This is a genomic window from Burkholderia sp. WTPI3, from assembly GCF_021483755.1.
In the GTDB taxonomy this organism is placed as follows: domain Bacteria; phylum Pseudomonadota; class Gammaproteobacteria; order Burkholderiales; family Burkholderiaceae; genus Burkholderia.
Map to the genome: position 1 here is coordinate 1 of NZ_JAGIXF010000026.1, position 26,127 is coordinate 26,127.

Sequence of the window (26,127 nt, forward strand, 5' to 3'; positions counted from 1 at the left end):
ATCGACACCACCACGGCTGATCCGGACAGCACGCGGCGCGTGGCGGCGGCCCTGGCCGAGCGTGGCATCGGCTTCGTCGACGGCCCGGTGAGCGGCGGCCCGAAGGGCGCGGCCACCGCCACCATGACCATGGTGCTGGGCGGCTCGGACAGCGATATCGCGGCCATCGAGCCGATCCTCGCGACGATCAGCGCCAAGCGCGTGCATGTGGGCCCGGTGGGCGCCGGCCACGTCACCAAGCTGCTCAACAATCTGCTGACCGGCGTGCACCTGCTGGTCGCCAGCGAGGCGGTGCGCACCGCGCGCGCGGCCGGCGTCGATCCGGAAAAGCTGGTCGAGGCGCTCAACGGCGGCTCCGGCCGCAACAGCGCGACGCTGACCAACTACCCGACCTGGATCTTCAACGGCAAGTTCGATTCCGGTTTCACCATGAAGCTGATGCGCAAGGACGTGCGGCTCGCGCTGGGCCTGCTCGATCAGTTCGACAGCGTTGCGCCGGTAGCGCGCGAGGCGGCGCGCGTGTGGGCCGCCAGCGAGGTATCCGTCGCCGACGGCGAGGACTTCAACCGCATCGTCGACTTCCTCGACCCTGCCTGAGGCCCGGCAGCCCGCGCCACGATCCCGCTCGACTCACCTATACGGAAACCTGACATGACCCAGCACGCAGACCAGTTGCTCGCCGCCTTCGCGCATTTCTTCCCCGGTGCCGCCACGATCGGCTCGTATATCGACGGCGAACTCGTCGCCGGCCAGGGGGACACGATCCAGCTTTACGATGCGGCGACGGGCGAGGCCACGCTCGCCTATCGCGACGCCGGCGCAGCCGTGATCGGCCATGCCGCCGAAAGCGCGCGCCGCGCGCAGCGCGAATGGTGGGCGCTGACGCATGCCGCGCGCGGCCGCGTGATGCAGGAGGTGGCGCGCGCGATCCGCGCCGAGGCCGAGGCGATCGCGCGGCTGGAGGCGCTGGGCTCGGGCAAGCCGATCCGCGACTGCCGGGGCGAGGTGGCCAAGGTCGCGGAGATGTTCGAGTACTACGCGGGCTGGACCGACAAGTTCTACGGCAGCGTGATCCCGGTGCCGACCTCGCACCTCAACTACACGCGCCGCGAGCCGGCCGGCGTGGTGCTGCAGATCACGCCCTGGAACGCGCCGGTGTTCACCTGCGGCTGGCAGGTGGCGCCCGCGGTGGCGATGGGCAACGGCGTGCTGCTCAAGCCCTCGGAACTGACGCCCTTCACATCGCTGGCGCTCGCCAGGCTCGGCGAGGGGGCCGGGCTGCCGCGCGGCCTGGTCAACGTGCTGGCCGGCGCCGGTCACACCGCCGGGCAGGCCGCGATCGCGCATCGCGTGGTGAGCAAGGTGGTGTTCGTCGGCTCGCCGGCTACCGGCGCGCGCATCGCCGAGGCCGCCGCGCGCCGCGTGCTGCCCTGCGTGCTGGAGCTGGGCGGCAAGTCGGCCAATATCGTGTTCGCCGATGCCGACCTCAAGCGCGCGGCGCTGACCGCCCAGGCGGCGATCTTCGCCGGCGCGGGCCAGAGCTGCGTGGCCGGCTCGCGTCTGCTGGTGCAGCGCGCCGTCTACGACGACTTCGTCGCGATGGTGGCTGCCGGGGCGAAGAAGATTCGTGTCGGCGCGCCGCTCGACGATGCGACCGAGGTGGGCCCGATCAACAATCGCAAGCAGTACGACCACGTGATGTCGATGATCGAGAGCGGCGTGGCGGCTGGCGCCAGGCTCGCCAGTGGCTCGGCCGAGCGCGTCGGGGAGGGCCGCGGCGGCTACTTCGTGGCGCCCACCGTGCTGGCCGGTGTGTCGAACGCGATGGAGGTGGCGCGCACCGAGATCTTCGGTCCGGTGGTGGCCGCCATCCCGTTCGACACCGAGGAGGAGGCGATCGCGATCGCCAACGACACCGACTTCGGCCTGGCCGGCGCGGCCTGGACCACCGACGTGGCGCGCGCGCATCGCTTGGCCGCGCAGGTGAATGCCGGCACCTTCTGGATCAACGGCTACAAGACCATCAACGTAGCCTCCCCGTTCGGCGGCTACGGCATGAGCGGCTACGGCCGCTCGAGCGGGGTCGAGGCACTGTACGAATACACGCAGACCAAGAGCGTATGGGTCGAGACGGCTGAAGCGCCGCCCACCGCGTTCGGTTATCTGTAACTACCGGCCCGCATTCGACGGCAGCCGGGCTTCAAGGGGAGACTCGTCATGGAACACGCACTTGGTATCGAACGCCGCGAGCTTGGCGGCGCGGCCACCGCCAAGGTCCTGCTTTACGCGGCCGGCATTCTGCTGGTCGCCGAATGGATCGGCTCGTTCACGTTCAAGCTCGGACCGGGCAAGGTCGTGCTGCTGCCGATGATCTGGGCGCTGCTGCTCGGCGCCGCGGTGGGGCTGGCCAGCGCGCGCTGGAACAGCAGTGCGCGCCTGAGCGTGCCCGACCAGTTCTTCGCGGCCGCGATCCTGCAGCCGGCGCTGCTGCTGTTCGTCTCCAAGCTCGGGCTGATGGTGGGCAGTGCGCTGCCCAAGCTGGCTTCGGCGGGCTGGGCGCTGGCCTTTCAGGAATTCGGCCACTTCGTTGGCACCATCCTGCTCGGCCTGCCGCTCGCGTTGCTGCTCGGCATCAAGCGCGAGGCGATTGGCGCGACCTTCTCGGTGGGCCGCGAGCCGAGCCTGGCGATCATCGGCGAGAAGTACGGCATGGATTCGGCCGAGGGTCGCGGCGTGCTGGCCGAGTACCTGACCGGCACCGTGTTCGGTGCTGTGTTCATCGCCGTGTTCGCGGGTTTCGTGAGCAGCCTCGGCATCTTCGATCCACTCGCGCTGGCGATGGGTTCGGGCGTCGGCTCGGGCAGCATGATGGCGGCGGCCTCGGGCGCGATCGCCGCGCAGCAGGACCCGGAGACGGCGAAATCGGTGCTCGCCTTCGCCGCGGCCAGCAACCTGATCACCACCACCATCGGTACCTACTTCACGCTGTTCATCTCGCTGCCGCTCGCGGTCTGGGGCTATCGCGTGCTGGAGCCGCTGATCGGCCGCACCACCAAGGCATCGGCGCAGCCCGAGGCGGCCAGCCCGTCGCTGGGCGAAGTGCGGACCGAGGCGCCCGCGCTCGGCTACGGCGGCAAGCTGCTGGCCTGGATCGTGACGGCCGCGATGGCGCTGGTGTGCGACTGGATCGCCCACGGCACCACACCGCTGGTGGGGCTGCCGGGAATCGCGATCATGGTGTGCGCGACGATCGTCGGCGATGCGCTGGCGCGCGTAGCGGGGCGGCGGATTCCGGCGGTCTGCTGGGTATCGGTGGTGGCGATGTTCCTGACCTCGCCGTGGTGCCCGTGGGCTTCGCAGATCGCCGCGCTCAGCTCGCACAACGATTTCCTCGGGGTGACCACGCCGATGCTGGTGTTCGCGGGGCTGTCGATTGCCAAGGACATCCCGGCCTTCCGCCGGCTCGGCTGGCGCATCGTGCTGGTGTCCTTCGTGGCCAATGCCGGCACTTTCATCGGCGCGACCCTGGTGGCGCAGCTGTTCCATATCTGATGCCTCGCGGCGCGGCGGCGGGCGGCATGGACCGGCCCGCCGCCGTGCCGCGACGACCGACAAGAGCGCTCCCATCCGCATGAAACTGATCGATTCCATCGTCGCGCACGCCGACGAACTGACGGCGATCCGCCGCGACATCCATGCCCATCCCGAACTGGGCTACGACGTGTTCCGTACCGCCGAACTCGTCGCCGAGCGGCTCGAGCAATGGGGTTATGCCGTCACGCGCGGCGTCGGCCGCACCGGCGTGGTCGGCACCCTGAAGCGCGGCGGCAGCGCGCGCGCGATCGGCCTGCGCGCCGACATGGATGCGCTGCCCGTGCAGGAAGCCAATACCTTCGCGCATCGTTCGACGGTGCCCGGCGCGATGCATGCCTGCGGCCACGACGGGCACACCACCATGCTACTGGGGGCCGCGCGCCATCTGGCGCGGCATGGCGAGTTCGACGGCACCGTGCAGTTGTTCTTCCAGCCGGCCGAGGAGTCGGGCGGCGGCGCGCGCGCGATGATCGAGGACGGCCTGTTCGAGCGTTTTCCGGTGGATGCCGTGTTCGGGCTGCACAACTGGCCCGGCATCGCGGCCGGTGATTTCGCCGTGCGGCCGGGGCCGCTGATGGCCTCGACCAGCCTGTTCCGGATCAACTTGCGCGGTGCCGGCTGCCACGCGGCCATGCCGCACCTGGGCCGCGACCCGGTGTTCGCGGCGGGGCAGGTGCTGAGCGCCCTGCAGGGAATCGTCACGCGCAACCGAAATCCGATCGACGGCGCGGTGCTGTCGGTCACGCAGGTGCATGCGGGCGAGGCAATGAACGTGGTGCCGACCGATGCCTGGCTCGGCGGCACGGTGCGGACCTTCTCCGATGCGACGCTCGACCTGATCGAGAGGCGCATGCGCGCCGTGGTGGCCGCGACGGCCGCGGCCTTCGATTGCGAGAGCGAGGTGGATTTCCAGCACCAGTATCCGGCTACCGTGAACGACGCCGAACAGACAGCGGTGGCGGTGGCGGTGATGCGCGAGGTCGTGGGCGACGCGCATGTGAATGCAGCCGTCGATCCGACCATGGCGGCGGAGGATTTCTCGTTCATGCTGCGCGAGAAGCCGGGTTGTTATGCGTTTCTCGGGAATGGGGTGGGCGATCATCGCGTGCATGGGCATGGCGGCGGGCCTTGCCTGCTGCATAACGCCAGTTATGACTTCAACGATGCCTTGCTGCCGGTCGGGGCGAGTTATTTCGTGAGGTTGGTGGAGCGGGTTTTGGGGCGGTAGCGGGGCGGTGCCGACTTTTCGGGGCAGTTCGTGATCAACGAGCGCCGCCGGGGTGGTCCCGGTATGGGTGGCGCTCGTTGGTAAACCTCGATTCGACGAGAGGGGGCCGCAATCACCCATGCGCAGGGGCTTTGAGCACATGCAGAGCAACCCTGGCCATGCCACGTTTCCTCAAGGCATCGGAGGTTGCATAAACATGAGCGAGAACGACACTTTCGAGACGAACACGTTCGGGTTCAAACTTCCCTGTCGTCGGTTCGTAATCGCGGCCGAGAGGCCGAAGGAGCGTCGGATACTATTCGGTATTCGAAGTTTCTGCTAACCGTGACCGCAGATACTGCTAGCGCGTGAATTCCCGGCGGCACAGCCGGCAAAGGCCGAGAGCGAGTTTCTCGTCGTGTCCGCCGTGATGCTTTGGCGCAACAATATGACTGAGGTGTGTTCACCAATTCTGCCAATGCACCTTCAAGAGTGTGAGATTGTGCAGTAGCCCGCGACCCGCTTGATGGGGCATGCCGCCCGTGACAAGCTCATAGTGCGCGTACGAACGGTGAGCGGCAAATTGGATGTAAGCGCAACGATTTTCTTCGGGTAACTGGAACGGATCGAAACTTCAATCCCTGCTTTTCGGGTTGATGGTAGCGGTCTGCATTGACGCTGACTGCCTGGCAAGCGCGGCCACTCGAACCAATGTATCCGGTGGTGTTCTTTGACGCGCGCGGATCAAAGATTCGCGAAGACGCCGTGGTGCGCACCGTTGCGCAAGATCATCAAGACTCGAGGACACTTCCCAACCGATGAGGCTGCAACCAGGCTCATCTGGCTGGCACTGCGCAACATCACTGCCGGTTGGGGGCTGCTCATGACGGGAAGGAGACTATGAACCTGTTCGCCATCCTGAAACCGCCTGAAATGAGCGCAACGATAGTTCGTCGGACTCCCGCGTCATCCATCATTTCCCCTTGCTTCTGTGAAATTGCCGTGCTAATTTTTCATGAAATTAACCGGCGAAAATTTCACGGGAGTCCGCATGTTCGTGCAGTCCGACCGTCACGTCGCAAGCTACTACGCCGGCACCTACCCGGCGCCGATCCCGCATCGTCCCGAACTGGATGAGCGCATCGACGCCGACGTGCTGGTCGTCGGCGCGGGGTTCAGCGGGCTGCATACGGCGTTGCGCCTCGCGCTCGCGGGCAAGCGCGTGGTCGTGCTGGAAGCGAGCCGCGTCGCGTGGGCGGCGTCGGGCCGCAACGGCGGGCAGGCGCTGCTCGGCTGGTCGTGCGACATGCAGCCGCTCGAGGCTTCGCTCGGCCGCGACGGCGCGCGCGTGCTGTGGGACAGCATGCGCTGGGCCGCGGCCGAAGTGCGCGAGTTGCCCGCACGACACGGTTTCGACGTCGACTACCGGCCCGGCAGCCTGTGGGCGGCGGTGCGGCCGCGCCGCGTGGCGATGCTCGCGCAGGCCCGCGACGAAGCGGCCGAGCGGTGGGGCTACGACCGGCTGCGCGTGATCGGGCAGGACGAGATGTCCGGGTGGATCGGCAGCGCGCGCTATCGGGCCGCGCTCTACGATCCCGAAGCCGGACACCTGAATCCGCTGAAGCTCGCGCTTGGCCTCGCGCAGACGATCGAACGCGCGGGCGGCCGAATCTTCGAACGCAGCCGCGTGCTCGATTGTCGCGAGACGGCGGGCGGCCATGTTGCGCGCACCGCGCACGGCGAAGTGCGCGCCGACGTGCTCGTGCTCGCGTGCAACGCATACGTCGACCGGCTCGATCCCGAACTGTCGCGCCGGCTGCTGCCGGTCGGCACGTACCAGGTCGCGACTGCACCGCTTGCCCCGGACGTTGCGCGCTCGCTGCTGCCGCGGAACAGTTGCGTGATCGACAACCAGTTCGTGCCCGACTACTTCCGCTTGAGCCCCGACAACCGGCTGCTGTTCGGCGGCGGCTGCACGTATCTCGGCGGGATACCGGCCGACATCGCGGCGGCGACGCGCTCGCACCTCGAACGCGTGTTTCCGCAACTGAGCGGTGTGCCGCTCGACTACGCGTGGGGCGGCCACATCGACATCAGCATGCGGCGCACGCCGGACATCGGCTGTCACGGCCAGCGCTACTGGCTGCAGGGCTTTTCGGGACACGGCGTGCTGCCGACGCTCGCCGGTGCGCGCGCGGTCGCCGACGCCGTGCTCGGCGACGACCGCCTGCTCGCGCAGTACCAGCGCATTCGCAACCCGCGCTTCCCCGGCGGCGACCGCCTCGCCGCGCCGATGGAAGCGATCGGCAAGGCCTGGTACCGTTTGCGCGATACCGTCTGACGCACCGGATTCCAACATGAACGAACAGGAAGAAATAGAAAGTCTGGCGATCCTGATCCGCGATCTGCGCAAGCATCGCAAGGTCACGCTCAACGATCTCGCCGAACGGATCGGCCGCTCGGTCGGGTTTCTGTCGCAGGTCGAACGCGGGTTGTCGCGCCCGACGGTGGCCGATCTCACCGCGATCGGCGAGGCGCTCGGCGTGCCGACCACGTATTTCTACAGCCTGAGCAAGCCGCGCAGCGTGCCGTGGGTCACGCGGCCCGACGAGCGGCGCACCGTGTATTACGCGGCCGGCATCACCGACATTCTCGTGTCGCCGAACATGCGCTCGCGCTTCTCGATCCTCGAAAGCCATCTCGCGCCGGGCGCGAGCAGCGGCGAGCGGCCGGTCGACGACAGCGACGAGCAGGGCGGCTTCGTGCTTGAAGGCGAACTGACGATCTGGATCGACGGCGACGACATGCCTGTCACGCTCGGCCCGAACGACGCGTTCCAGTTGCCTGCGCACAAGCGCTTCCGGTATGCGAACCTGAGCGATGCGCCGACGCGCGTGATCTGGGTGTTTACCTGAGTTGCCGGCAGGGCGGCCCGGCGGGCCGCCGCGTTGCCGGCGTGCTGGTTTGCAGTACTGATCGACATCGGGCATGGAGCATTGACGCATGCCGATGAATCCGGGTCGCCGCAAGGCGGCACCGCCATACAGAACATGGAAAGGATGAGACATGGCTGACGTCGTTACCGTGCTGGTCGATGAAGTGCGCGCCTTTCGGCAGGCGCACCCCGAGATCCGTTATGTCGACCTGATCTGTCTCGACCTGCCCGGACACTTCTACGGCAAGCGCTATCCGATCGATGCACTCGAGAAGGTCGCGGCGGGTTCGCTGCTGAAGCTGCCGCAGAACTGCGTGCTGCTCGGCACGCAGGGCGGCCTTTACAAGATCGGCGATTACTGCTTCAACGACGGCGACCCCGACGCGCCGCGCCGGCTGATTCCGGGCACGCTGAAGCCGGTGCGCTGGGAGCGTCAGCCGCTCGCGCAGATGCTGATCAGTTCCGACGGCACGGACGCGCCAATCGAGTTCGAGCCGCGCGAAGTGCTCGCGCGCGTGCTGCGGCGGTTCGCGGCGCGCGGGATCCGGCCGGTTGTCGCGTTCGAGCTGGAGTTCTACCTGTTCGCGGCGCAGCTCGAGGGCGGGATGCCGCAGTATCCGCGCGACCGCTTGAGTGACGACCGCGACGATCAGCCGAACATGCACATCGAGCGCCTGTCGCGCTTTTCCGAGGTACTGCACGAGATGGTCGAGGCCGCGTGCGAGCAGGGCGTCGACGCAACGGTGATCACGGCCGAACTCGGCCCCGGCCAGTTCGAGATCAACTTCGGCCACACCGACGACGCGTTGCGCGCGGCCGACTGGTCGGCGCTGTTCTGCCGCAGCACGCGCGGCGTCGCGTTGCGGCACGGCTATCGCGCGAGCTTCATGGGCAAGCCGTATCTGCACGCGCCGGGCAGCGGGATGCACGTGCATGTGAGCCTGTACGACGAAGCCGGTCGCAACCTGCTCGCCGCGGACAGGCAGCGGCCGTTGCGGCATGCGGTGGCCGGTTGCCTCGCGCTGCTGCCGCACTGCATGCCGGTGTTCGCGCCGAATCACAATGCGTTCCGGCGCTACGGATCGATGGTGAACGCGGCGAGCCGCGCCAGCTGGGGTTTCGAGGATCGCGACGCGTGCATCCGGATTCCGGAGTCGGATGCGCGCAACCTGCGCATCGAGCATCGGCTCGCGAGCGCGGATGCGAATCCGTACCTGGTGCTCGCAGCGATCCTCGCCGGGATGGAGCACGGGCTCGATGCACGAAAGGAGCCGATTGCGCCGCTCAACGACGATCGCGGCAGCGGGATCGATTTCCCGAAGGAGATGTTGTCAGCCGTCGCGGCGATGCAGGATCACGCGGCCGTGCGCGACGGGCTCGGCAGCGAGTTCGTGATGGTGTATTGCGAGAACAAGCGGCAGGAAGAGCTGGATTTCCGCAACGAGATCGGCGCGCGGGAGTATCGGTGGTTTCTGTGACGGCGAGACGCGCGACCCCGCCGCGCATCTCGCATGATCGATCAGCGCCCCGCCGCGAAACGCATCGCGACAAGGTACGCGAAAACCCCGTTACTCACCGAGCTTCGACGCCACGCATCCCGTGCTCGAGCATTCGCGCTCGCGTTCGCGCAGGAACGACAGGCGCGACTGCGTCATGTCGGTTGCACACTGCAGATCGACGAGGTAGCCGTTGTTGCGCGTCTCGCTGCATTGCGCGTCGCGCTGCTTCAGCCAGGCGAGCTGGCCGGCCTTCAGCGTGGCCTGCTGGTCGCCGCTCAGTTGCTTGCGCAGGCGGCCGTACTCGTCGTTGAGGTCGCGGTCGGCCTGGGAAAATTGCGTGCTGCTGCAATACACCTGATCGAACGCGCTGTGCGGCTTTGCACAGCCGGCCGCGTGTGCGGCGAACGGAACGGCAAGCGCCAGCAGTGCGCAGGATGCGAGCAGATTCTTCTTTTTCATGGTGATGCTCCTCGGTGGGTGAAAACCGTTGGAATCGGTCGCCGTTGCCGGTTATCGGGCCGCCGTGCAAGCGTCGACGCCGCCCGCGATCGCGGCGGCCAGACGCTGGATCGTCTCGCGTTGCGCGAGCCGCTTTTCCTCGTCGGGATTGACGATCACGCCGGCCTCGACCAGCACGGCCGGAATCGGTGCGGTACGCAGCACGACCAGATCGTCGAAGCGGTGAATGCCGAGTTGCGGATCGACGAGCGGGCGGTTCTCGCCCTTGATCGGCTGCGCGTGGTACAGCGACGGCCGTTCGCCGGTCGCGACCAGCCGTTCGGCGATCGCTTTCGCGCAACGCAGGCTTTCCGCGTAGTGGGGATTGCGCTCGGACACGAACACCGCGAACCCGCGGAATTCGCGTTGCCGGCCCGCGTCGATGAACTGCTGCTGCATCGAATCGTGATGGATCGATATGAACAGGTTCGCGTCGGGCGCCTGCGTCGAACGCTGGTCGAGCGCGATCTCGCGGCCGTCGGCCGACGTGCGCAGCACGCGGTCGCCTTGCGCGGCGAGTTTTTCGGCAACGGCGGCGGACAGGTCGAGGTTGTACCGGTATTCGACGCGGCCGCTCGCGCCGGTGGCGCCCGGATGGGCCGGTGTATGGCCGGTATCGACGACGATGTAGCGGCCCGATGCGGGCCGTGCGTCGGCACTCGCGTTGTCGGCCGCGTGCACCGCCAGCGGTGCGCCGAGCAACGGCGCCCATGCGAGCAGGCTCGCGGCGGCATGCACGAGCGGGCGCAGGCGTCGGAGGGTTCGGTTTGTCATTGTTGTCGTCGAAGAGGGCTACGGCGCGTCGAACGGCGCGGCACCGTCGGCCTGCTCGATGCAGTCGGAATGTCGCGCGATTATAACGGGTGGCAGCGGCGGTGCAATGACGGCACGGCCGCGGCCGTGCGGGCGCAAGCCGGTGCTCAGGCGAGCACGCGCCGGGCTGCGAGCATGCCCCAGTACGACGCTTCCTCGAACAGCGACAGTCCCGACAGGTCCGCATGCGCGAACACCACGGGGCCGTCGGCATCGCGCAGCGCGAGTAGCCCCGGCCGGCTCAGGAAGCCGACGTCCGGCGTCGCCATCGCGTGGCCGCGCACGGTGATCTCGAGCGCCGCTGCATGCTTCCACAGCGCGCGTCCGTACACGGCCTGCAGGTCGATCGCCGCCTGCTCGCGCAGCGCATCGGGCTTCGCCTGCGCGAGCCAGCGACGCGTGTCGTCGGGCGTGCGGGTGCTCAACGCCTGATACGCGGAGAACACCGAACGCGTGGGCGGCGACATCCGGATCAGCTGATGCGTCGACACGACATAGCCGAGCCCCGCGCCGTCGTAGACGACGTTGTCCCACGCGAGCGGTACGCCGGCTTCCTCGGCCGGCATCCCGTCGAGCAGGAAGTTGGACACGAGCCACGGCGCGCGCGGCGGCAGGTCGCGTGCGGGATCGAAGCCGGAGGCCTGAAGCTGCGGAAACACCCGCGCGGCGACGAACAGCGGCATCGCGCTGACGACGCGCCGCGCCTTCAGCGTAAAGGTGGACAGCGTGCCGTCGTTGCCGACGTGCGCGCACAGCACGTCGACGCCGCCCGTGCGTTCGGTTGCATGAACCGCGAAGCCGTCGCGCGACCATGCGTTCGAACCGGTACGCACGGTGATCGAATCGCTCAGCTTCGCCACCATCGTGTGCAGTCCGTCGGGCCAGGTCAGCACCGCACCGTCGCTTGCATTGCGCGCATGGCCGCCGCGCGACGAGAAGTAGTGGAGGCCGGCCCATGCGGATACGTGCTCGTAGCCCGCGCCGTAGTCGTCGCGGCAGCAGTAGTTCAGATACCAGTGCAACGCGGTCGCGGTGTAGCCCTCGTCGAACAGCCACTGCCGGAACGAGCGCCGGTCGAGCGAGCGCCACTGCGGGTCGTGCGACGATTCCGCGATCGGAATGCAGAACACCTTGCGGCCGTCCGCGCCGCGCGCGGTGCGCAGGCTGTCCGTGTACGCGAAGAAGCGCGTTTGCTGCGCGAGCGCATCGGCGCCGAGGCCGGCCGTCGGCACGATGCCGTCCTGCCACTGCCCGTTGATGAACAGCCGCTCGTCGGGTGCGTGCACGAGCACGCGCTCGTCGTACACAGGGCGTGCGGAGAACGGTGCAGATTCGATCACGCCGAGATCGGCGAGCATGTCGCGCAGATGCGCGGATTCGAGCGACGGCAGCGGCAGATAGTGCGCGCCCTTCGGATAGCCGAGATCGCCAAAGCGGCCGCCGGCCGCATTGCCGCCGAATTCCGGGCCGGCGAGCACGACGAAGCGCCGGTGGCCGGCACGCGCGAGCTGCCACGCACACGACAGGCCCGCCGCGCCGGCGCCGAGGATCGCGACGTCGGTTTCGATCGTGCCGGACGGCGCCGGCAGCGCTGCATGATCGCGCAACGCATGGCCTTCGCGCATGCCGGGATAGCCGACGCGCGGCGTCGTCTCGATCCAGCCGGTGCGGCCGCACGCGGCGAGCGACGCGGCCGCGGACGCGACGAGGAACGTGCGGCGGTCCATCAGCGCAGCACGTGCTTCCAGTCGTCGTCGAAGCGGCGCACGAGCGGCTGGTCGTTGAGTTCGTTCGGCGACATCGACAGCGCCGGCATGTCGGCCGGGAAGTGGAACATCTCGACGGCCGTCTGCGCGTCGAGCCAGCGCGTGGGCACCGAGTAATGCGTCGGTATGGTGAAGTCGCGGCGCTTGCCTGCGATCACGAAGCCCCAGTCGCCGAACGACGGCACATAGCAGTGGTACGGCCAGGTGTTGAGCCCGGCTTCGTGCAGCGTCGCGATGATGGTCCAGTACGCATGCGGCGCGAAATACGGCGACGTCGACTGGATCACCGCATAGCCGTTCTCCGACAGGTGGCGCGCGAGCAGGCGGAACACCGGCACCGAATACAGGCGGCCGAGCCCGAAGTTGGTCGGATCGGGGAAGTCGACGACGATCGCGTCGTACACGTCGGCGTTCGATTCGAGCCAGCGCACCGCGTCGTCGTTGATCACGTGCACGCGCGGATCCTTCAGCGAACCCTGGTTCAGCTTTACGAGCGGCGCGGAGGTCGAGAACAGCTTCGTCATCGCGGGATCGAGATCGACGAGCGTGATCCGTTCGAGATTGCGGTGCTTGAGCAGCTCGCGCACCGCAAGGCCGTCGCCGCCGCCGAGCACGAGCACGTGCTTCGCCCACGGCAGCGCTTCGATCGTCGGGTGAATCAGCGCCTCGTGATAGCGATGCTCGTCGCGCGACGAGAACTGCAGGTTGCCGTTCAGGTACAGCCGCATGTCGTCATGCCACTGCGTGAGCACGATGCGCTGGTAGGGCGTCGTTTCCGAATAGATCGTCTCGTCGCCGTACACGCCGTGCTCGGCCCAGTGCGTGATGCGGTCGGACAGCGCGAAGCCGGCGACGAGCAGCCCGATCACGAGCGACGCGCGCATCAGCTTGCCGCGTACGTTGCGGATCTCGTCGCGAAAGAGGTGCGTGGTCCACAGCGCGACGAAAGCGTTCAGCAGCCCGAACAGGAAGCTCGTGCGCAGCAGGCCGAGACGCGGCGCGAGCACGATCGGGAAGATCAGCGACACGGCGAGCGAGCCGAGATAGTCGAAGGTCAGCACTTCGCTGACGGTATGGCGGAAGGCCTGGCGGCGCTGCTGGAACGCGCGCATCACGAGCGGGATTTCCATCCCGATCAGCAGGCCGAGCGCGAGCACGAGCGCGTAGAGCGCCGCGCGGAACGGCGCGGCCAGCCACGCGAACACCGCGAACAGCAGCGCGGCCGATACGCCGCCGAGCAGGCCGACGAGCAGCTCGATGTCGACGAAGCGGTCGAGCACGTCGTCGTCCTCGACGAACTTCGCGAGCCACGAGCCGATTCCCATCGCGAACAGGTAGCAGCCGATCACCGACGAGAACTGCAGGATCGAGTCGCCGAGCAGGTAGCTCGACAGTGCGCTGCTGATCAGTTCGTAGCCGAGCCCGCACGATGCGAGCACGAGAATCGACAGGACGAGCGCACGCTTATGCAGCATGGCGCATCCGTTGTGCAGTGTTCGTCAATGTGGATATACTGGCGCGGATTTTCGTGGGGCGGCCAACCGTGGGGCGGCCAACCGTGGGGCGGCCAACCGTGGGGCGGCCAACCGTGGGGCGGCGCCGCATGGGCCGACCGGCGACGGGGCAGCGAACCGAGCACAAAATCCGAGGAAAAGAATGAATAGTGCCTATCTTTATGCGGTTCATTTGCTGTCGGCGTTCGTGCTGCTTTTTGTGTTCGCGGCAGTGTACCTGAAGGTCACCCCGTTCGACGAACTGGCGCTGATCCGCGACGGCAACGCGGCCGCGACGCTGTCGTTCGGCGGTGCGCTCGTCGGCTTCTGCCTCACGCTCGCGTCCAGCATCGCGCACAATTCGACGCTCGGTGAAGTCGTGCTGTGGGCCGTCGGCGCGATGGCCGTGCAGCTCGTCACCTATGCGGTGCTGACGCGCCTGATTCCTGGCATGAACCATGCAATCGAGGATCGCAACGCCGCGATGGGCGGGCTAATGGGCACCGCGTCGCTCGTCGTCGGCATCATCAATGCCGCCTGCCTGACCTGACGCGCCACGCGCTGGAGGAGACCGACATGAGTCTGGGATCGTTTATCCGCAAGCAGTTCATCGACGTCCTGCAATGGACGGAAGACACCGACGGCGTGCTGGCCTGGCGCTATCCGATGGAAGACCAGGAGATCCAGTACGGCGGCCAGCTGACCGTGCGCGAAACGCAGGTCGCGATCTTCGTCAACGAAGGCAAGGTCGCCGACGTGTTCCAGCCCGGGCTGTACAAGCTGGAAACGCGCACGCTGCCGGTGCTCACGTACCTGAAGAACTGGGACAAACTCTTTCAATCTCCTTTCAAGTCGGATGTCTATTTCTTCAGCACGCGGCTGCAGCTCGGCCGGCGCTGGGGCACCGCGCAGCCGGTGACGATCCGCGATCGCGAGTTCGGTTTCGTGCAACTGCGCGCCTTCGGCATCTATTCGTACCGGATCGTTGATGCGGCCGCGTTCCATCGCGAGGTCAGCGGCACGCGCGCGCAATACACGGTCGACGATCTCGAACAGCAATTGCGCAACCTGGTCGTCACCGCGATGAGCACGACGTTCGGCTCGGCCGACGTGCCGTTCGTCGACATGGCCGCGAACCAGTCGCTGCTGTCGCAGCGCGTCGCCGACGCGCTGGTGCCGGTATTCACGCGCTACGGCCTCGCGCTCGACGCGTTCGCGGTCGAGAGCGTGTCGCTGCCCGCGGAGCTGCAGAAGGCGCTCGACCTGCGGATCGGCGCGGGGATGGCCGGCGATCTCGCCCGCGCGACGCAATACCAGACCGCGCAGGCGATTCCGCTTGCCGCGCAGAACCCGGGCGGCATCGCGGGCGTCGGCGCGGGGCTCGCGGCCGGCGCGGCGATCGGGCAGGCGATGGCCGGCCAGATCGCGGGAGCCGCGCAACCGGCGCCGCCCGCGCCGGCTGCGGCACCGGTTGCCGCTGCGCAGCCGGCCGAGGCGACGGACTATGTGCAGCGGCTGGAGCAATTGAAGGCGCTGCTGGACAAGGGCCTCGTGACCGAAGAAGACTATTCGCGCGCGAAGGCGGAAATCCTCGCGAAGCTCACGCGGTAAGCGTCGCGCATGTTCAGTACATCGTGCCCCCAGTGCGGCGCGCCGGTCGAGTTTCGTTCGGCGGCGGCAGTGATGGCCGTCTGCGCGTTCTGCCGCAGCACGCTGCTCAAGCGTGGCGCCGACGTCGAACGCATCGGCGAGCTGGCCGCCGTGCTCGACGACGCGTCGCCGATCCAGATCGGCACGGCCGGGCGCTACGGCAAGCGCACGTTCACGGTGCTCGGGCGCATCCAGATGACGTACGACGCCGGCGCGTGGAGCGAGTGGTACGTCGTCTTCGACGACGGGGCATTCGGTTGGCTGTCCGATGCGTCGGGCCAGTATGCGGTCACGGTGCGCGAGCCGGACGGTACGTCCGGCGGTGCGTGGCCCTCGTTCAACACGCTCGAGCCCGGCATGCGGATCGACCACGGCGGCCGTGCGTATCTCGTGTCCGACGTCCGTACCGCACGCTGCACGGGCGGGGACGGCGAGTTGCCGTTCCGCGTCGATGCAGGCTGGGAAGCGCGTGTCGTCGATCTGCGCACCGGCAACGCGTTCGCGACCTACGACTATTCCGACGCGAACGCGAATGGCGGAAGTCCGGCCGTCTATACGGGCGAGGCGCTGGCATTCGACGCGCTCGCGTTCACGGGGCTGCGCGATACCGAAGCCGATACGCGCGAGAAACGCGGCGCGGCGATGGTGCCGTTCGCGTGTCCGAGCTGCGGCGCGCCGCTGTCGTATACGCCGAACGTGGCCGACTATGTCGTGTGCGGCAGTTGCCACGCGGGCGTGCAGTGCACGGCCGAGCAAAAGACGGTATTCGCCGCGCAGCGCAAGCTCGATGCGGTGAAGGGCGCGCTGGAGCTCGGGGCGGCCGGCACGTTCGACGGCGTGAAGTACACCGTGATCGGCATGATGCGCTGCCGCGTGCCGGGCGACGACGAGACGTGGGACGAATACCTGTTGCTGAACCCGAAGCGCGGTTTCCTTTGGCTCGTGCAGAGCGAAGGACGCTGGGAGCGCGTGCAGGTGCTCGACCACTGGCCGACGATCGGCGGCGAATCCGACGTGACCGAAGGCGGGAAGACTTACCGGTTGCGCGAGACGTACGACTCGGAAGTGGTGTACGTGGTCGGCGCATTCAACTGGCGCGTGCAGGTGGGCGACCGCACGTCGATCGTCGACTACGGCTGGCAGAAGGACAAGCTCACGCGCGAGCGCAGCACGGCGGAAATCGTCTGGTCGCGGGCGCAGCCGCTGTCGGGCGGCGCGCTTGCCGAGCGCTTCGCGACGCCGGCGCTCGCGACCGCGTCGGTTGTGTCCGCAACCGGTTCCGCGGCGAAGCCGACGGGCCTGTTCGGCACGAAGCATCCGCACAGCTTCGCGCCGCTGCCGCTCATATTCAGTGCGCTGCTCGTGTTCTTCAACACGGGTTCGCTGTTCTCGTTCAGCGGCCGCTCCGTCTACGTGCTGATCGGCTTGCTCGTGCTTTGGCTGCCTGAATGGCTGTGGAAGGGTTTCGCAACGGATGGAGGCGATTCCTGATGCGTTACATCCTCTACGGCATCTACGGGCTGATCGTCGTCACGCTGTTCAGTTGCGCGTCGATCGGCGGCAGCGGCTCGGGCGGCAGCGGGTGGGGGAGTTCGTCCGCGCGCAGCGGCTACTCGTCCTACGGGTCGCACAAATGACGGCGCACGACAGTATCGCTCCGCCGCGCGCAACGCTCGGCTCGCATGTGCTGGCCGACCTGGCCGGCATCGATGCGGCGCTGCTGCGCGATGCCGGACGGCTCGAGACGATTCTCGCCGACGCCGCGCGGCAGGCCGGCGCGCGCGTGATCGGCGCGCATTTCCATCATTTTGGCGGCGAGTGCGGCGTGACGGGCGTCGTGCTGCTCGCCGAATCGCACATCACGATTCATACCTGGCCCGAGCACGGCTTCGCGGCCGTCGACGCCTTCATGTGCGGCGCCGCGCGGGCGGCCGATGCGGTCGATGCGATCGCCGCCGCGCTCGGCACGCACGCGCAGGTCCGGCAGCAGGTGGCACGCGGCGTCGCATCCGCGTGAGCGGACGTCGTTACCCCGGCGTGACCGTTCGCGACGCGCGATACGCCGCAATCAGCGATTGATTTCGTCGGCCGAGATCAGTTCGGCCACCAGCACCTGCGCGGGCCCCTTCAGGTAGTACTCGTGTTCGAGCGGTTCGCGCAGCTTCATGAACGTGTCGGCGCCGACCTGCATCGTTTCGCCCGCATGCATCCGCGCGCCGCTTTGCAGCAGGTAATGCATCACGTTGTTGAAGATGCCCGAATACCGTTCGCCCTCGTGATGGCCTGCAGCCAGCGCGGCGAAATCGGGCAGGCCGAACACGTCGGCGCCGTATGTGCGCATCCATACGCCTTCGGTGCCTTCGACCTCGTACTTCACGAAACCGCAGAAGAACAGGTTCAGCGGGATTTCGCGCAGGACTTCGAGGCTTTCTTCGCCGAGTTCCTCCGCGTCGAAGACGCCGGCCGGCAACGACGTATGCGCGCGCTCGTTCAGCACCGCGAGGCCGCTCTGTCCGGCCAGCGCGCCGGCGACGGCCGCCAGCGCGACATACTGGTCGAGCGGGTTCGCTTCGTGGCCTGCGTAGTAAAGGATCACGTGGCTGCGGCTCGCACGCACCTGCTGCTTCAGGTCTTGTCCGTAGTGGGCTGGCGCGACGCACGCTTCCAGCGCGTCCGACGGATAGGGTGCATCGAAGCCGACCAGCCGGACGACGTGGTTGCTCCAGCCGGCGAGCCCGAATACCTGCTCCAGCGTCGGTTCGGTTTCGACGCATGCCTGGCTCATGCTCGGGTGGTATGCGCGCAGCGCGGCTGTCAGCGCGTCGATATCGACCTGCAGCGGTCCGTCGAACACCACCGCCACGCTCAGCGGATTGTCGATGTCGGCGGCTGCGACCAGCGCGGCCGCGTTTTCGGGGGTGTCCTTGCGGCCAAAGAATCGGGATATCAGGCTCATTGGATTATGTTTGTGTCGATGCCGTGTCAGGCAGGAAAGCCCTGTTCTCTCGGTCAGGGCGCGCCGTCGGGGTGACGGCCGTCGGTAGTTTCCCCATGTTCGGCGAATCTGGCAAATGCGCGACCGATGCCCGATGGCGCGTTCGGGCGCATTGGGGCGGAAGTGATGCGGTCATGCCGGGCCGCACACGTGTGCGGCGTTGCGCGAGCGTCGCTCAGTGCGGCAACGCTTCGGCTTCGGCCCAGCGCTTGAACGAGTCGAGACGTCGGCGCGTCTGCACGAGATAGAACGCGCCGATCAGCGGCTCGAGCAGCCAGCGCAGCCACGCCGGTTGCACGCGGAAGTGATACGTGAACTTCACCTCCGTCGAGCCGGCCGAGCGTTCGGTGAAATTCCAGCTGCCGCTGAAGCGTTCGAGCACCTTCGGCCCGTCGACCATTTCGATGGCCGCGACCTGCGGCGGACGGTACGAGATGTAGCGCGACACCATAGTCGCGCCGGACTGGCTGCGGCAGAACGCGTCGATGCCGACATCGGCCGTCATCCCGTCGAGCAGATAGGCGTCGGAGAGGAAGCTGTCCCAGACGAGCCGCCGCCCGTAGTCCTGCGACCACGTGAAGAGGCGTCTGCGATCGACACCGACGATCCGGCTGACTGAGATCCTCATGATGGCGGGCGAAGGGAGGCGGATTGGGATGGAATCGAGTGTAACCCGCCCGCGCCGCGCACTTGTTAAGACTTCGTCAAGTCGAGCGGCGATTCGATTGACGGTCTCCGGGAATTCCCCTAGGATCGAATCCATGCCTTTGGGAAAGACCCGAAGCGTTTCAATCTCTTGAGGGAGCCTCATGAGTACGCAACAGAACCGGCGCTTCGACGCGCTCGTTTTCATTGGTCGTTTCCAGCCTCCGCATCGTGGTCACCTGAATGTGCTGAAGTCGGCATTGAGCCGGGCCGGGCGCGTGTGCGTGCTGATCGGATCGACCGACAAGCCCCGCACCATCAAGGATCCGTTTTCGTTCGACGAGCGCTGCCAGATGCTGGTTTCGCTGCTCGACCCGTCCGAGCGCGAGCGCGTGACGATCGCGCCCGTGCAGGATTCGACGTACAACGACGGCGACTGGGTGCGCTGGGTGCAGGATGCCGTGGCGTCCGCGCTCGGCGACGTCTCGCAGCGCAAGGTCGGGTTGATCGGCCACGAGAAGGACGCCACATCCTACTACCTGCGGATGTTCCCGCAATGGGAGCTCGTCGACGTCGATGCGGCCGAAGACATTTCCGCGACCGAAATCCGCGACCAGTATTTCGCCGAACGCACCAACAGCTTCGTGCAATGGGCCGTGCCGGAACCCGTGTTCGGCTGGCTCGAACGCTTTCGCACCCAGCCGGCCTTCGCGCAGCTGAAGGCCGAGGCCGAATTCATCGCCGCGTATCGCAAGGCGTGGTCGGCTGCGCCGTACCCGGTCACGTTCGTGACGGTCGACGCGGTGGTCGTTCACTCGGGCCATATCCTGCTCGTGCGCCGGCGCAGCGAACCGGGCCGCGGCCTGTGGGCGCTGCCGGGCGGATTCGTGAACCAGGACGAGCGGCTCGATGCGGCCTGCATTCGCGAACTGCGCGAGGAGACGGGCGTGAAGCTGCCGGAGCCGGTGCTGCGCGGCTCGATCAGGGATCGTCAGGTGTTCGATCATCCGGCCCGCTCGCTGCGCGGCCGCACGATCACGCATGCGTGCCTGTTCAATTTCCCGACCGGCGAGCTGCCGCGCGTGAAGGGCAGCGACGACGCCGACAAGGCACGCTGGGTGCCGCTCAACGAATTCGCGCAGATGCGCAACGTGATGTTCGAGGATCACTTCGAGATCGCGTATCACTTCCTGGGGAAGCTGTGATCCGTTGATTCCCCGGATACCGGTCCGCTGCGACAGACGCGGCGGCACTTCAACGGCCTAGAGGAGCTCTAGCCATGCAACACGTTCCCGGCGGCTTTGCCGCGGTTCTCGCCAATCCGATCCTCAACACGGATTCGTACAAGGCTTCCCACTTCCTGCAATACCCGCCCGACGCGCAGGCGATGTTCTCGTACGTCGAATCGCGGGGCGGCCGCTACGACCGCACGCTGTTCTTCGGCCTGCAGATGCTGCTGAAGGAATATCTGTGCCGGCCCGTCACGCACGCGATGATCGACGACGCGCGCGATTTCTTCGCGGTGCACGGCGAGCCGTTCAACGAGGATGGCTGGCGTCATGTCGTCGAGCGCTACGACGGCTATCTGCCCGTGAAGATCCGCGCGGTGCCCGAAGGTTCGATCGTTCCGGTGCACAACGTGCTGATGACCGTCGAATGCGACGATCCGAAGGTGTTCTGGCTCGCGTCGTATCTCGAGACGATGCTGTTGCGCGTGTGGTATCCGGTGACGGTCGCCACGCGCAGCTGGCAGCTGCGCCAGACGATCCGCCGCTTTCTCGAGAAGACCGACGACGATCTCGCGCAATTGCCGTTCAAGCTGCACGACTTCGGCGCGCGCGGCGTGTCGAGCGCGGAATCGGCTGCGATCGGCGGCGCGGCGCACCTCGTGAGCTTCATGGGTTCGGACACGGTGCCCGGCGTGCTGGCCGCGAACCGCTTCTACCGCGAGCCGATGGCTGCGTATTCGGTGCCGGCAGCCGAGCACAGCACGATCACGTCGTGGGGGCGCGACGGGGAGGCCGATGCGTACCGCAACATGATCGACCGTTTCGGATTGCCCGGCGCGATCGTGTCAGTCGTATCGGACTCCTACGATCTGTTCGCCGCCCTTGAAATGTGGGGCGGCCCGCTGCGCCAGGCGGTGATCGACTCGGGCGCGACGCTCGTCGTGCGTCCCGATTCGGGCGACCCGGTGACGATCGTGCTGCAGACCGTGCGCGCGCTCGACGCGTCGTTCGGTTCGACCGTGAACGGCAAGGGGCGGCGCGTGCTCGATCGCGTGCGCGTGATTCAGGGCGACGGTGTCGACGAGCAGTCGATCGAAGCGATTCTCGCCGCGCTCGACGATGCGGGTTATGCGGCCGGAAACGTCGTGTTCGGGATGGGCGGCGCGCTGCTGCAGCAGGTGAATCGCGATACGCAGCGTTTCGCGATGAAGTGCTCGGCGATCCGGCGCGACGGCGTGTGGCACGACGTGCGCAAGGATCCGGTCACCGACCGGGGCAAGCGCTCGAAGAAGGGGCGGCTCACGTTGCTGCGCAATCGCCGTACGGGCGAGTACCGGACCGTGGCGTTGCCGGTCGCGTGGGACGATCGCGCGCTGGAAGGCGAGTGGGACGATGCGCTCGAAACGGTGTTCGACACGGGGCGGATGCTGGTCGATACGACGTTCGCCGAGGTGCGGGCGAGGGCGCACGCGGGCGAGCGGTGAAACGTGCGCTGGGGTGATGCGGCAGCGCGTCACCCGGGCGATGCCGGGTCGTGTCGCGTACCCGGCACACCGCGCACTGCGGGTCGTCTGCTGTTTCAAGGCCCGGTGCGCGTGCGCATCGCATCGGCGACTGCGTCGCGCACACAACTCGCGGCGATTTCCGACGCACGCGTGCGTGCCGCACGCCCCAGACGCGCAATCACCAGCGGCTGGATCACGGTCGATTCCCGAATCGCACATTCGACGACGAGCGGCGAGCGCGTGACCGCCGGGCTTTGCGTGATCAGCAGCGACACGCCGAGCCCGCTCGCGACCATTGCCCGAACCAGCTCGATCGAGACCGCACGATAGCGGACATTCGGCGACAAGCCGCATTGCCAGAACGGCGCCATCAGGAAGTCGCGGCTGTGCGGCAGGTCGATCAGGATGACCGGATACGCGGCGAGATCGCGCAGCGAAATCGCGCGCTTGCGTTTAGCGAGCGCGGACCCGGCCGGTACGAGCGCATAGGGCCGCAATTCGGCAAGGCACTCGCGCTCGATGTCTTCGGGCAGGCCGACGTCGTACATCAACGCGAAATCGATCTGCTGCTTGTGCAGTGCCATATCGAGCTGAGCCAGATCGCCTTCCACGAAACGGATGTCGAGGCGCGGATGGCGTTGCTGCGCGAGTTCCAGCACGCGCGGCAAATAGACCGGCGCGATCGTGCTGAATACGCCGATATGGACGATACCGCCCGGCTCGTCGCCGATGTCGTCGGTCGCGAATGCGGACGCCGACGCCAGCAACTGGCGCGCCTCGGCGAGCTTGCGTTCGCCGAAATGCGTGAGCGTCATCCGTGTGCCCGCGCCACGCGTGAACAGCCGGTCGTCGAACAGCGCTTCGAGCTCGCGGATTGCCACCGAGATCGATGGTTGCGACACGCTGAGCCGGACCGCGGCGGCGGTCGTGCTGCCCGATTCGGCGGCGGCGACGAAATAACGAAGCAGTCTCAGCGACAGAGCCATGGTGTACCCATATGAAAATCGTATAGGTGTTAATTTATTCCGATATTTTATCTGATTGCCATGCTCGAACAGAATCACTGCATCGGCCGACTCGGCCCGACCTTCAGGAGAAAGATGCCGTGACTGTGTCCAGGCTGCCGCTCGACGGCATACGCGTGATCGATTTTTCCCGGGTGCTCGCGGGGCCGCTATGTTCGGCGTTGCTCGGCGACCTCGGCGCCGACGTGATCAAGATCGAGCCGCCCGCGGGGGACGACTATCGTGCGATCGGCCCGTTCGCGAACGGCGAGAGCGGGTTGTTCGGCGCGATGAACCGCAACAAGCGCAGTGTCGTGATCGACATGAAGACGTCGGACGGGCAGGCGCTTGCGCAATCGCTGTGCGCCGGCGCGGATGTCGTCGTCGAGAACTTTCGCCCCGGCGTGGCCGATCGGCTCGGAATCGGTTACGCGACGCTGTCGGCGCGCAACCCGGCGCTGGTGTACGCGAGCGTGTCCGGATTCGGGCAGACCGGCCCGGAATCGCGCCGGCCGGCGTACGACATCATCCTGCAGGCGATGTGCGGGTTGATGGATGCGACCGGCGCACCCGACGGCGAGCCGACACTCGTCGGCGATTCGGTGTCCGATGTGGTCAGCGGGATTTTTGGGTCATGGGGCGTGCTCGCGGCGCTGGTCGCGCGCGATCGAACCGGACAGGGCACGCACGTCGACGTATCGATGTTCGATGCGACGATGAGCCTGACCGCGGCACTCGTCGCACGTTATGCGACCACCGGCGTTGCGCCGCGGCGTGTCGGCAACCGCCATCCGACGTCCGCGCCGTTCGGCGCATATCGCGCCGCGGACGGCCATTTCGTCGTCGCGGTACTCAACAACAAGCTGTTCGGTTTGCTGGCCGACACGATCGGCCAGCCGGCGCTGGCCGACGATGCGCGCTTTGCGTCCGACACGTCACGCTGTGAACACGAAGCGGCGTTGCGCGCGTACATCGAGCAGTGGGCCGCAGCGCGCTCGGTCGACGAGGTCAACGCGACGCTGGCCGCGGCGGGTATTCCGGTCGCGCCGATCCGGAACATCCGGCAAGCGCTCGAAAGCGAGCAAGCGCGCACACGGCGCCTGCTCGTCGATGCCACTGCGGCCGACGGCTCGCCGATCCGGTTGCCCGCGCAACCGCTGAAGTTTTCCGCGTATCCCGACACGCGCACGACCCGCGCACCGCAGCTCGGCGAACACACGCACGCCGTGCTCGGGCAGGTGCTCGGCCTCGACGACGCAACGATCGCCGCACTGGCGAAGGACGGCGTGATTCATGCGGCACCCGGCATGGCGTACGGCGGCGCTGCCGAACCGTCGCGACAGACCGAAACCCATCAGGAGATGAACGATGCTTAAACGACTGGGCGTCGCCGACGCCGACCTCGAAATGGCCGACGCGATTCGCCGCTTCGCACAAGCCGAACTCGCACCGCACGCGGCGCAGGTCGATCGCGACGAGACGTCGACCACGCGTTACGTGCCCGCGCTGGCCGAACTCGGCGTGATGGGGATGAATCTGCCGGAGCGCTGGGGCGGAATCGGTGCGTCGCCGGCCGCGATCATCCTGTCGCTGGCCGAGATCGCGAACGCGTGCGCGGCGACGTCGTCGATGATCGGCGCGCACTATCTGGCGACCGATTCGGTGCTGATCGGCGGCGACGACGCGTTGCGCGCGCGCTATCTGCCGGACGCCGCAAGCGGCGCGAAGCTGGGCGCATTTGCGCTGACCGAGCCGCAGGCCGGCTCCAATCCGGCCGGCATGACGGCGCAGGCCGTGCGTGACGGCGACAACTACCGGATTCGCGGCGTCAAGCACTTCATCTCGAACGCCGATGCCGCGCAGTTCATCGTCGTCTATGCGAAAACCTCGCCCGAGCTCGGGACGCGCGGCATCAGCGCGTTCGTCGTCGATCGCGATACGCCCGGCGTGTCGGTGTCGTCGCCGGAGAAGCTGATGGGCATTCACGGCGCCCCCGCGCACGAAGTCGCGTTCGATTGCGTGGTGCCGGCGTCGAACCGGCTCGGCGACGAAGGGAGCGGCTTCCGCACCGCGATGAAGGTGCTCGACAACAGCCGGCTCGACGTCGCGGCGACGAGTCTCGGGATCGCGGAAGCCGCGCTCGGCGACGCGATCGACTGGGCGAAGCAGCGTCACGTCGGCGGCGAGGCGCTCGCGAACAAGCAGGGGCTGCAATGGCGATTCGCCGACATGAAGACGCAGCTCGAAGCCGCGTGGCTGCTGACGCTGCAGGCCGCGGCGCGGCGTGCTGCCGGCGAGCCGTTTACCGACATGGCGTCGATGGCGAAGCTGTATGCGTCGGAGATGGTGGCATTCGTGACCGATGCAGCCTTGCAGATCCACGGCGGCTATGGGTTCACGCGCGAAATGCGGATCGAACGACTCGTCCGGGACGCCCGCATTCTGCGGATCTACGAAGGATCGTCGGAGATCCAGCGCACGGTGATTGCACGCACGATGCTGGCATGACGGCACGTGAAATCGAACAAGGAGACGCGTGGTGAAAGTTCTGGTTCCAGTGAAGAGAGTGGTCGATTACAACGTGAAGGTCCGCGTGAAGTCGGACAACACGGGTGTGGATATCGCGAACGTGAAGATGTCGATGAACCCGTTCGATGAGATTGCCGTTGAAGAAGCGGTGCGTCTGAAGGAAGCGGGCGTGGCAACGGAAGTGATCGCCGTGTCGGTGGGCGTTGCGCAAGCGCAGGAAACGCTGCGCACGGCGCTGGCGATCGGTGCGGATCGCGCGATCCTCGTCGAATCGACCGACAGCGTCGAGCCGCTGGCGGTCGCGAAGATCCTGAAGGCGCTGGTCGACAAGGAACAGCCGCAACTGGTGATCCTCGGCAAGCAGGCGATCGACGACGATTCGAACCAGACGGGCCAGATGCTGGCGGCGCTCGCAGGCTTGCCGCAGGCGACGTTCGCGTCGAAGGTCACGATTGCAGATGGCAAGGCCACGGTTGCACGCGAAGTCGACGGCGGTGCTGAAACGCTGTCGCTTCAACTGCCGGCAGTCGTGACGACCGATCTGCGCCTGAACGAGCCGCGCTACGTGACGCTGCCGAACATCATGAAGGCGAAGAAGAAGCCGCTGGAAACGGTGAAGCCGGAAGAGCTGGGCGTGGACGTCGCGCCGCGTCTGAAGACGCTGAAGGTGGTCGAGCCGCCGAAGCGTGCAGCCGGCGTGAAGGTGCCGGACGTGAAGACGCTGGTCGAGAAGCTGAAGACCGAAGCCAAGGTGCTGTAAGAGGG

At 67.1% G+C, this 26,127-nt stretch carries 24 protein-coding genes and 2 pseudogenes; 19 read left to right on the forward strand and 7 right to left on the reverse strand.

All coding sequences use genetic code 11. The features are described 5' to 3' along the window. The 9 genes and pseudogenes from J7024_RS16330 to J7024_RS16365 form a co-directional block, all read left to right on the forward strand. Positions 1–597: NAD(P)-dependent oxidoreductase (locus J7024_RS16330; RefSeq protein WP_234745303.1), on the forward strand; the 597-nt coding region annotated here is incomplete at its 5' end. A 54-nt stretch (positions 598–651) separates the two neighbouring features. Continuing rightward, entirely contained in the window at positions 652–2,169 is a 1,518-nt protein-coding gene (locus tag J7024_RS16335; RefSeq protein WP_175751917.1) for an aldehyde dehydrogenase family protein, read from the forward strand. Positions 2,170–2,217: 48 nt separating this feature from the next. Beyond that, positions 2,218–3,552 carry a DUF3100 domain-containing protein gene (locus J7024_RS16340; protein ID WP_124830061.1) on the forward strand — a complete coding sequence of 445 codons (1,335 nt, stop codon included), beginning with the start codon at positions 2,218–2,220 and terminating at the stop codon, positions 3,550–3,552. Positions 3,553–3,631: 79 nt separating this feature from the next. After that, on the forward strand, positions 3,632–4,822 hold the full coding sequence (locus tag J7024_RS16345) for a M20 aminoacylase family protein (protein ID WP_124830062.1): 1,191 nt from the start codon (positions 3,632–3,634) through the stop codon (positions 4,820–4,822). A 657-nt stretch (positions 4,823–5,479) separates the two neighbouring features. Beyond that, a pseudogene (locus J7024_RS37530) lies at positions 5,480–5,584 on the forward strand (transposase); the annotation flags it as partial. Beyond that, positions 5,574–5,722: pseudogene (locus J7024_RS16350) on the forward strand (IS256 family transposase); the annotation flags it as partial. The pseudogenes J7024_RS37530 and J7024_RS16350, both read left to right, overlap by 11 nt. A gap of 130 nt (positions 5,723–5,852) precedes the next feature. Further along, on the forward strand, positions 5,853–7,142 hold the full coding sequence (locus tag J7024_RS16355) for an NAD(P)/FAD-dependent oxidoreductase (RefSeq protein WP_175769981.1): 1,290 nt from the start codon (positions 5,853–5,855) through the stop codon (positions 7,140–7,142). Positions 7,143–7,158: 16 nt separating this feature from the next. Continuing rightward, on the forward strand, positions 7,159–7,716 hold the full coding sequence (locus J7024_RS16360; RefSeq protein ID WP_124830065.1) for a helix-turn-helix domain-containing protein: 558 nt from the start codon (positions 7,159–7,161) through the stop codon (positions 7,714–7,716). Between the two features lie 151 nt (positions 7,717–7,867). Continuing rightward, positions 7,868–9,214 (forward strand): glutamine synthetase family protein, encoded by a 1,347-nt coding sequence (locus tag J7024_RS16365; protein WP_124830066.1) that lies wholly within the window; start codon positions 7,868–7,870, stop codon positions 9,212–9,214. Between the two features lie 90 nt (positions 9,215–9,304). Here the strand turns inward: J7024_RS16365 and J7024_RS16370 are convergent, their stop codons facing one another. From J7024_RS16370 to J7024_RS16385, 4 genes are all read right to left on the reverse strand, one after another. Beyond that, positions 9,305–9,694, reverse strand: coding sequence for a lysozyme inhibitor LprI family protein (locus J7024_RS16370; protein ID WP_124830067.1), 390 nt, complete (start codon positions 9,692–9,694; stop codon positions 9,305–9,307). A gap of 51 nt (positions 9,695–9,745) precedes the next feature. After that, positions 9,746–10,507 (reverse strand): N-acetylmuramoyl-L-alanine amidase family protein, encoded by a 762-nt coding sequence (locus J7024_RS16375; RefSeq protein ID WP_175760670.1) that lies wholly within the window; start codon positions 10,505–10,507, stop codon positions 9,746–9,748. 146 nt (positions 10,508–10,653) lie between these two features. Continuing rightward, positions 10,654–12,273 (reverse strand): FAD-dependent oxidoreductase, encoded by a 1,620-nt coding sequence (locus tag J7024_RS16380; protein WP_175751919.1) that lies wholly within the window; start codon positions 12,271–12,273, stop codon positions 10,654–10,656. After that, a complete protein-coding gene (locus J7024_RS16385) occupies positions 12,273–13,787 on the reverse strand; it encodes a polyamine aminopropyltransferase (protein WP_124830070.1) in 1,515 nt (504 codons plus the stop codon). Before J7024_RS16385 ends, J7024_RS16380 begins: the two co-directional genes overlap by 1 nt. A 181-nt stretch (positions 13,788–13,968) precedes the next feature. Here J7024_RS16385 and J7024_RS16390 point away from each other — a divergent pair, with 181 nt between their 5' ends. Genes J7024_RS16390 through speD form a run of 5 tightly spaced genes read left to right on the forward strand, consistent with a single transcriptional unit; the run spans position 13,969 to position 17,472 of the window. Continuing rightward, positions 13,969–14,355, forward strand: a complete 387-nt coding sequence (locus J7024_RS16390) for a DUF350 domain-containing protein (RefSeq protein ID WP_175751921.1) — start codon at positions 13,969–13,971, stop codon at positions 14,353–14,355. Between the two features lie 26 nt (positions 14,356–14,381). Beyond that, on the forward strand, positions 14,382–15,416 hold the full coding sequence (locus tag J7024_RS16395; RefSeq protein WP_124830071.1) for an SPFH domain-containing protein: 1,035 nt from the start codon (positions 14,382–14,384) through the stop codon (positions 15,414–15,416). Between the two features lie 9 nt (positions 15,417–15,425). Continuing rightward, on the forward strand, positions 15,426–16,946 hold the full coding sequence (locus tag J7024_RS16400; RefSeq protein WP_175751924.1) for a DUF4178 domain-containing protein: 1,521 nt from the start codon (positions 15,426–15,428) through the stop codon (positions 16,944–16,946). Continuing rightward, a complete protein-coding gene (locus tag J7024_RS16405; protein WP_162840577.1) occupies positions 16,946–17,092 on the forward strand; it encodes a hypothetical protein in 147 nt (48 codons plus the stop codon). Before J7024_RS16400 ends, J7024_RS16405 begins: the two co-directional genes overlap by 1 nt. Further along, on the forward strand, positions 17,089–17,472 hold the full coding sequence (gene speD / locus J7024_RS16410; RefSeq protein ID WP_124830073.1) for an adenosylmethionine decarboxylase: 384 nt from the start codon (positions 17,089–17,091) through the stop codon (positions 17,470–17,472). Before J7024_RS16405 ends, speD begins: the two co-directional genes overlap by 4 nt. A 51-nt stretch (positions 17,473–17,523) precedes the next feature. Here the strand turns inward: speD and J7024_RS16415 are convergent, their stop codons facing one another. Together J7024_RS16415 and J7024_RS16420 are read right to left on the reverse strand one after the other, a co-directional pair. After that, positions 17,524–18,411: a DUF4261 domain-containing protein gene (locus J7024_RS16415; protein WP_124830074.1), complete on the reverse strand. Its 888-nt coding sequence runs from the start codon at positions 18,409–18,411 to the stop codon at positions 17,524–17,526. A 214-nt stretch (positions 18,412–18,625) separates the two neighbouring features. Continuing rightward, positions 18,626–19,078, reverse strand: coding sequence for a type II toxin-antitoxin system RatA family toxin (locus J7024_RS16420; protein WP_124830075.1), 453 nt, complete (start codon positions 19,076–19,078; stop codon positions 18,626–18,628). A 181-nt stretch (positions 19,079–19,259) separates the two neighbouring features. Between J7024_RS16420 and J7024_RS16425 the strand changes: the two genes are divergently transcribed. Both J7024_RS16425 and J7024_RS16430 read left to right on the forward strand, forming a co-directional pair. Next, on the forward strand, positions 19,260–20,300 hold the full coding sequence (locus J7024_RS16425) for a bifunctional nicotinamide-nucleotide adenylyltransferase/Nudix hydroxylase (protein WP_124830076.1): 1,041 nt from the start codon (positions 19,260–19,262) through the stop codon (positions 20,298–20,300). Between the two features lie 74 nt (positions 20,301–20,374). Next, positions 20,375–21,808 carry a nicotinate phosphoribosyltransferase gene (locus tag J7024_RS16430; RefSeq protein WP_124830077.1) on the forward strand — a complete coding sequence of 478 codons (1,434 nt, stop codon included), beginning with the start codon at positions 20,375–20,377 and terminating at the stop codon, positions 21,806–21,808. A 95-nt stretch (positions 21,809–21,903) separates the two neighbouring features. On the opposite strand, the gene J7024_RS16435 is transcribed toward J7024_RS16430, so the two are convergent. Continuing rightward, a complete protein-coding gene (locus J7024_RS16435) occupies positions 21,904–22,815 on the reverse strand; it encodes a LysR family transcriptional regulator (protein WP_124830078.1) in 912 nt (303 codons plus the stop codon). 119 nt (positions 22,816–22,934) lie between these two features. Between J7024_RS16435 and J7024_RS16440 the strand changes: the two genes are divergently transcribed. Genes J7024_RS16440 through J7024_RS16450 form a run of 3 tightly spaced genes read left to right on the forward strand, consistent with a single transcriptional unit; the run spans position 22,935 to position 26,122 of the window. Continuing rightward, on the forward strand, positions 22,935–24,209 hold the full coding sequence (locus tag J7024_RS16440; protein WP_124830079.1) for a CaiB/BaiF CoA transferase family protein: 1,275 nt from the start codon (positions 22,935–22,937) through the stop codon (positions 24,207–24,209). Further along, complete coding sequence (locus J7024_RS16445) at positions 24,202–25,341, forward strand: acyl-CoA dehydrogenase family protein (protein WP_234745304.1); 1,140 nt, start codon at positions 24,202–24,204, stop codon at positions 25,339–25,341. The genes J7024_RS16440 and J7024_RS16445 overlap by 8 nt, the downstream gene beginning before the upstream one ends. Positions 25,342–25,372: 31 nt before the next feature. Beyond that, entirely contained in the window at positions 25,373–26,122 is a 750-nt protein-coding gene (locus tag J7024_RS16450; RefSeq protein ID WP_175858167.1) for an electron transfer flavoprotein subunit beta/FixA family protein, read from the forward strand. Positions 26,123–26,127 lie beyond the last annotated feature (5 nt).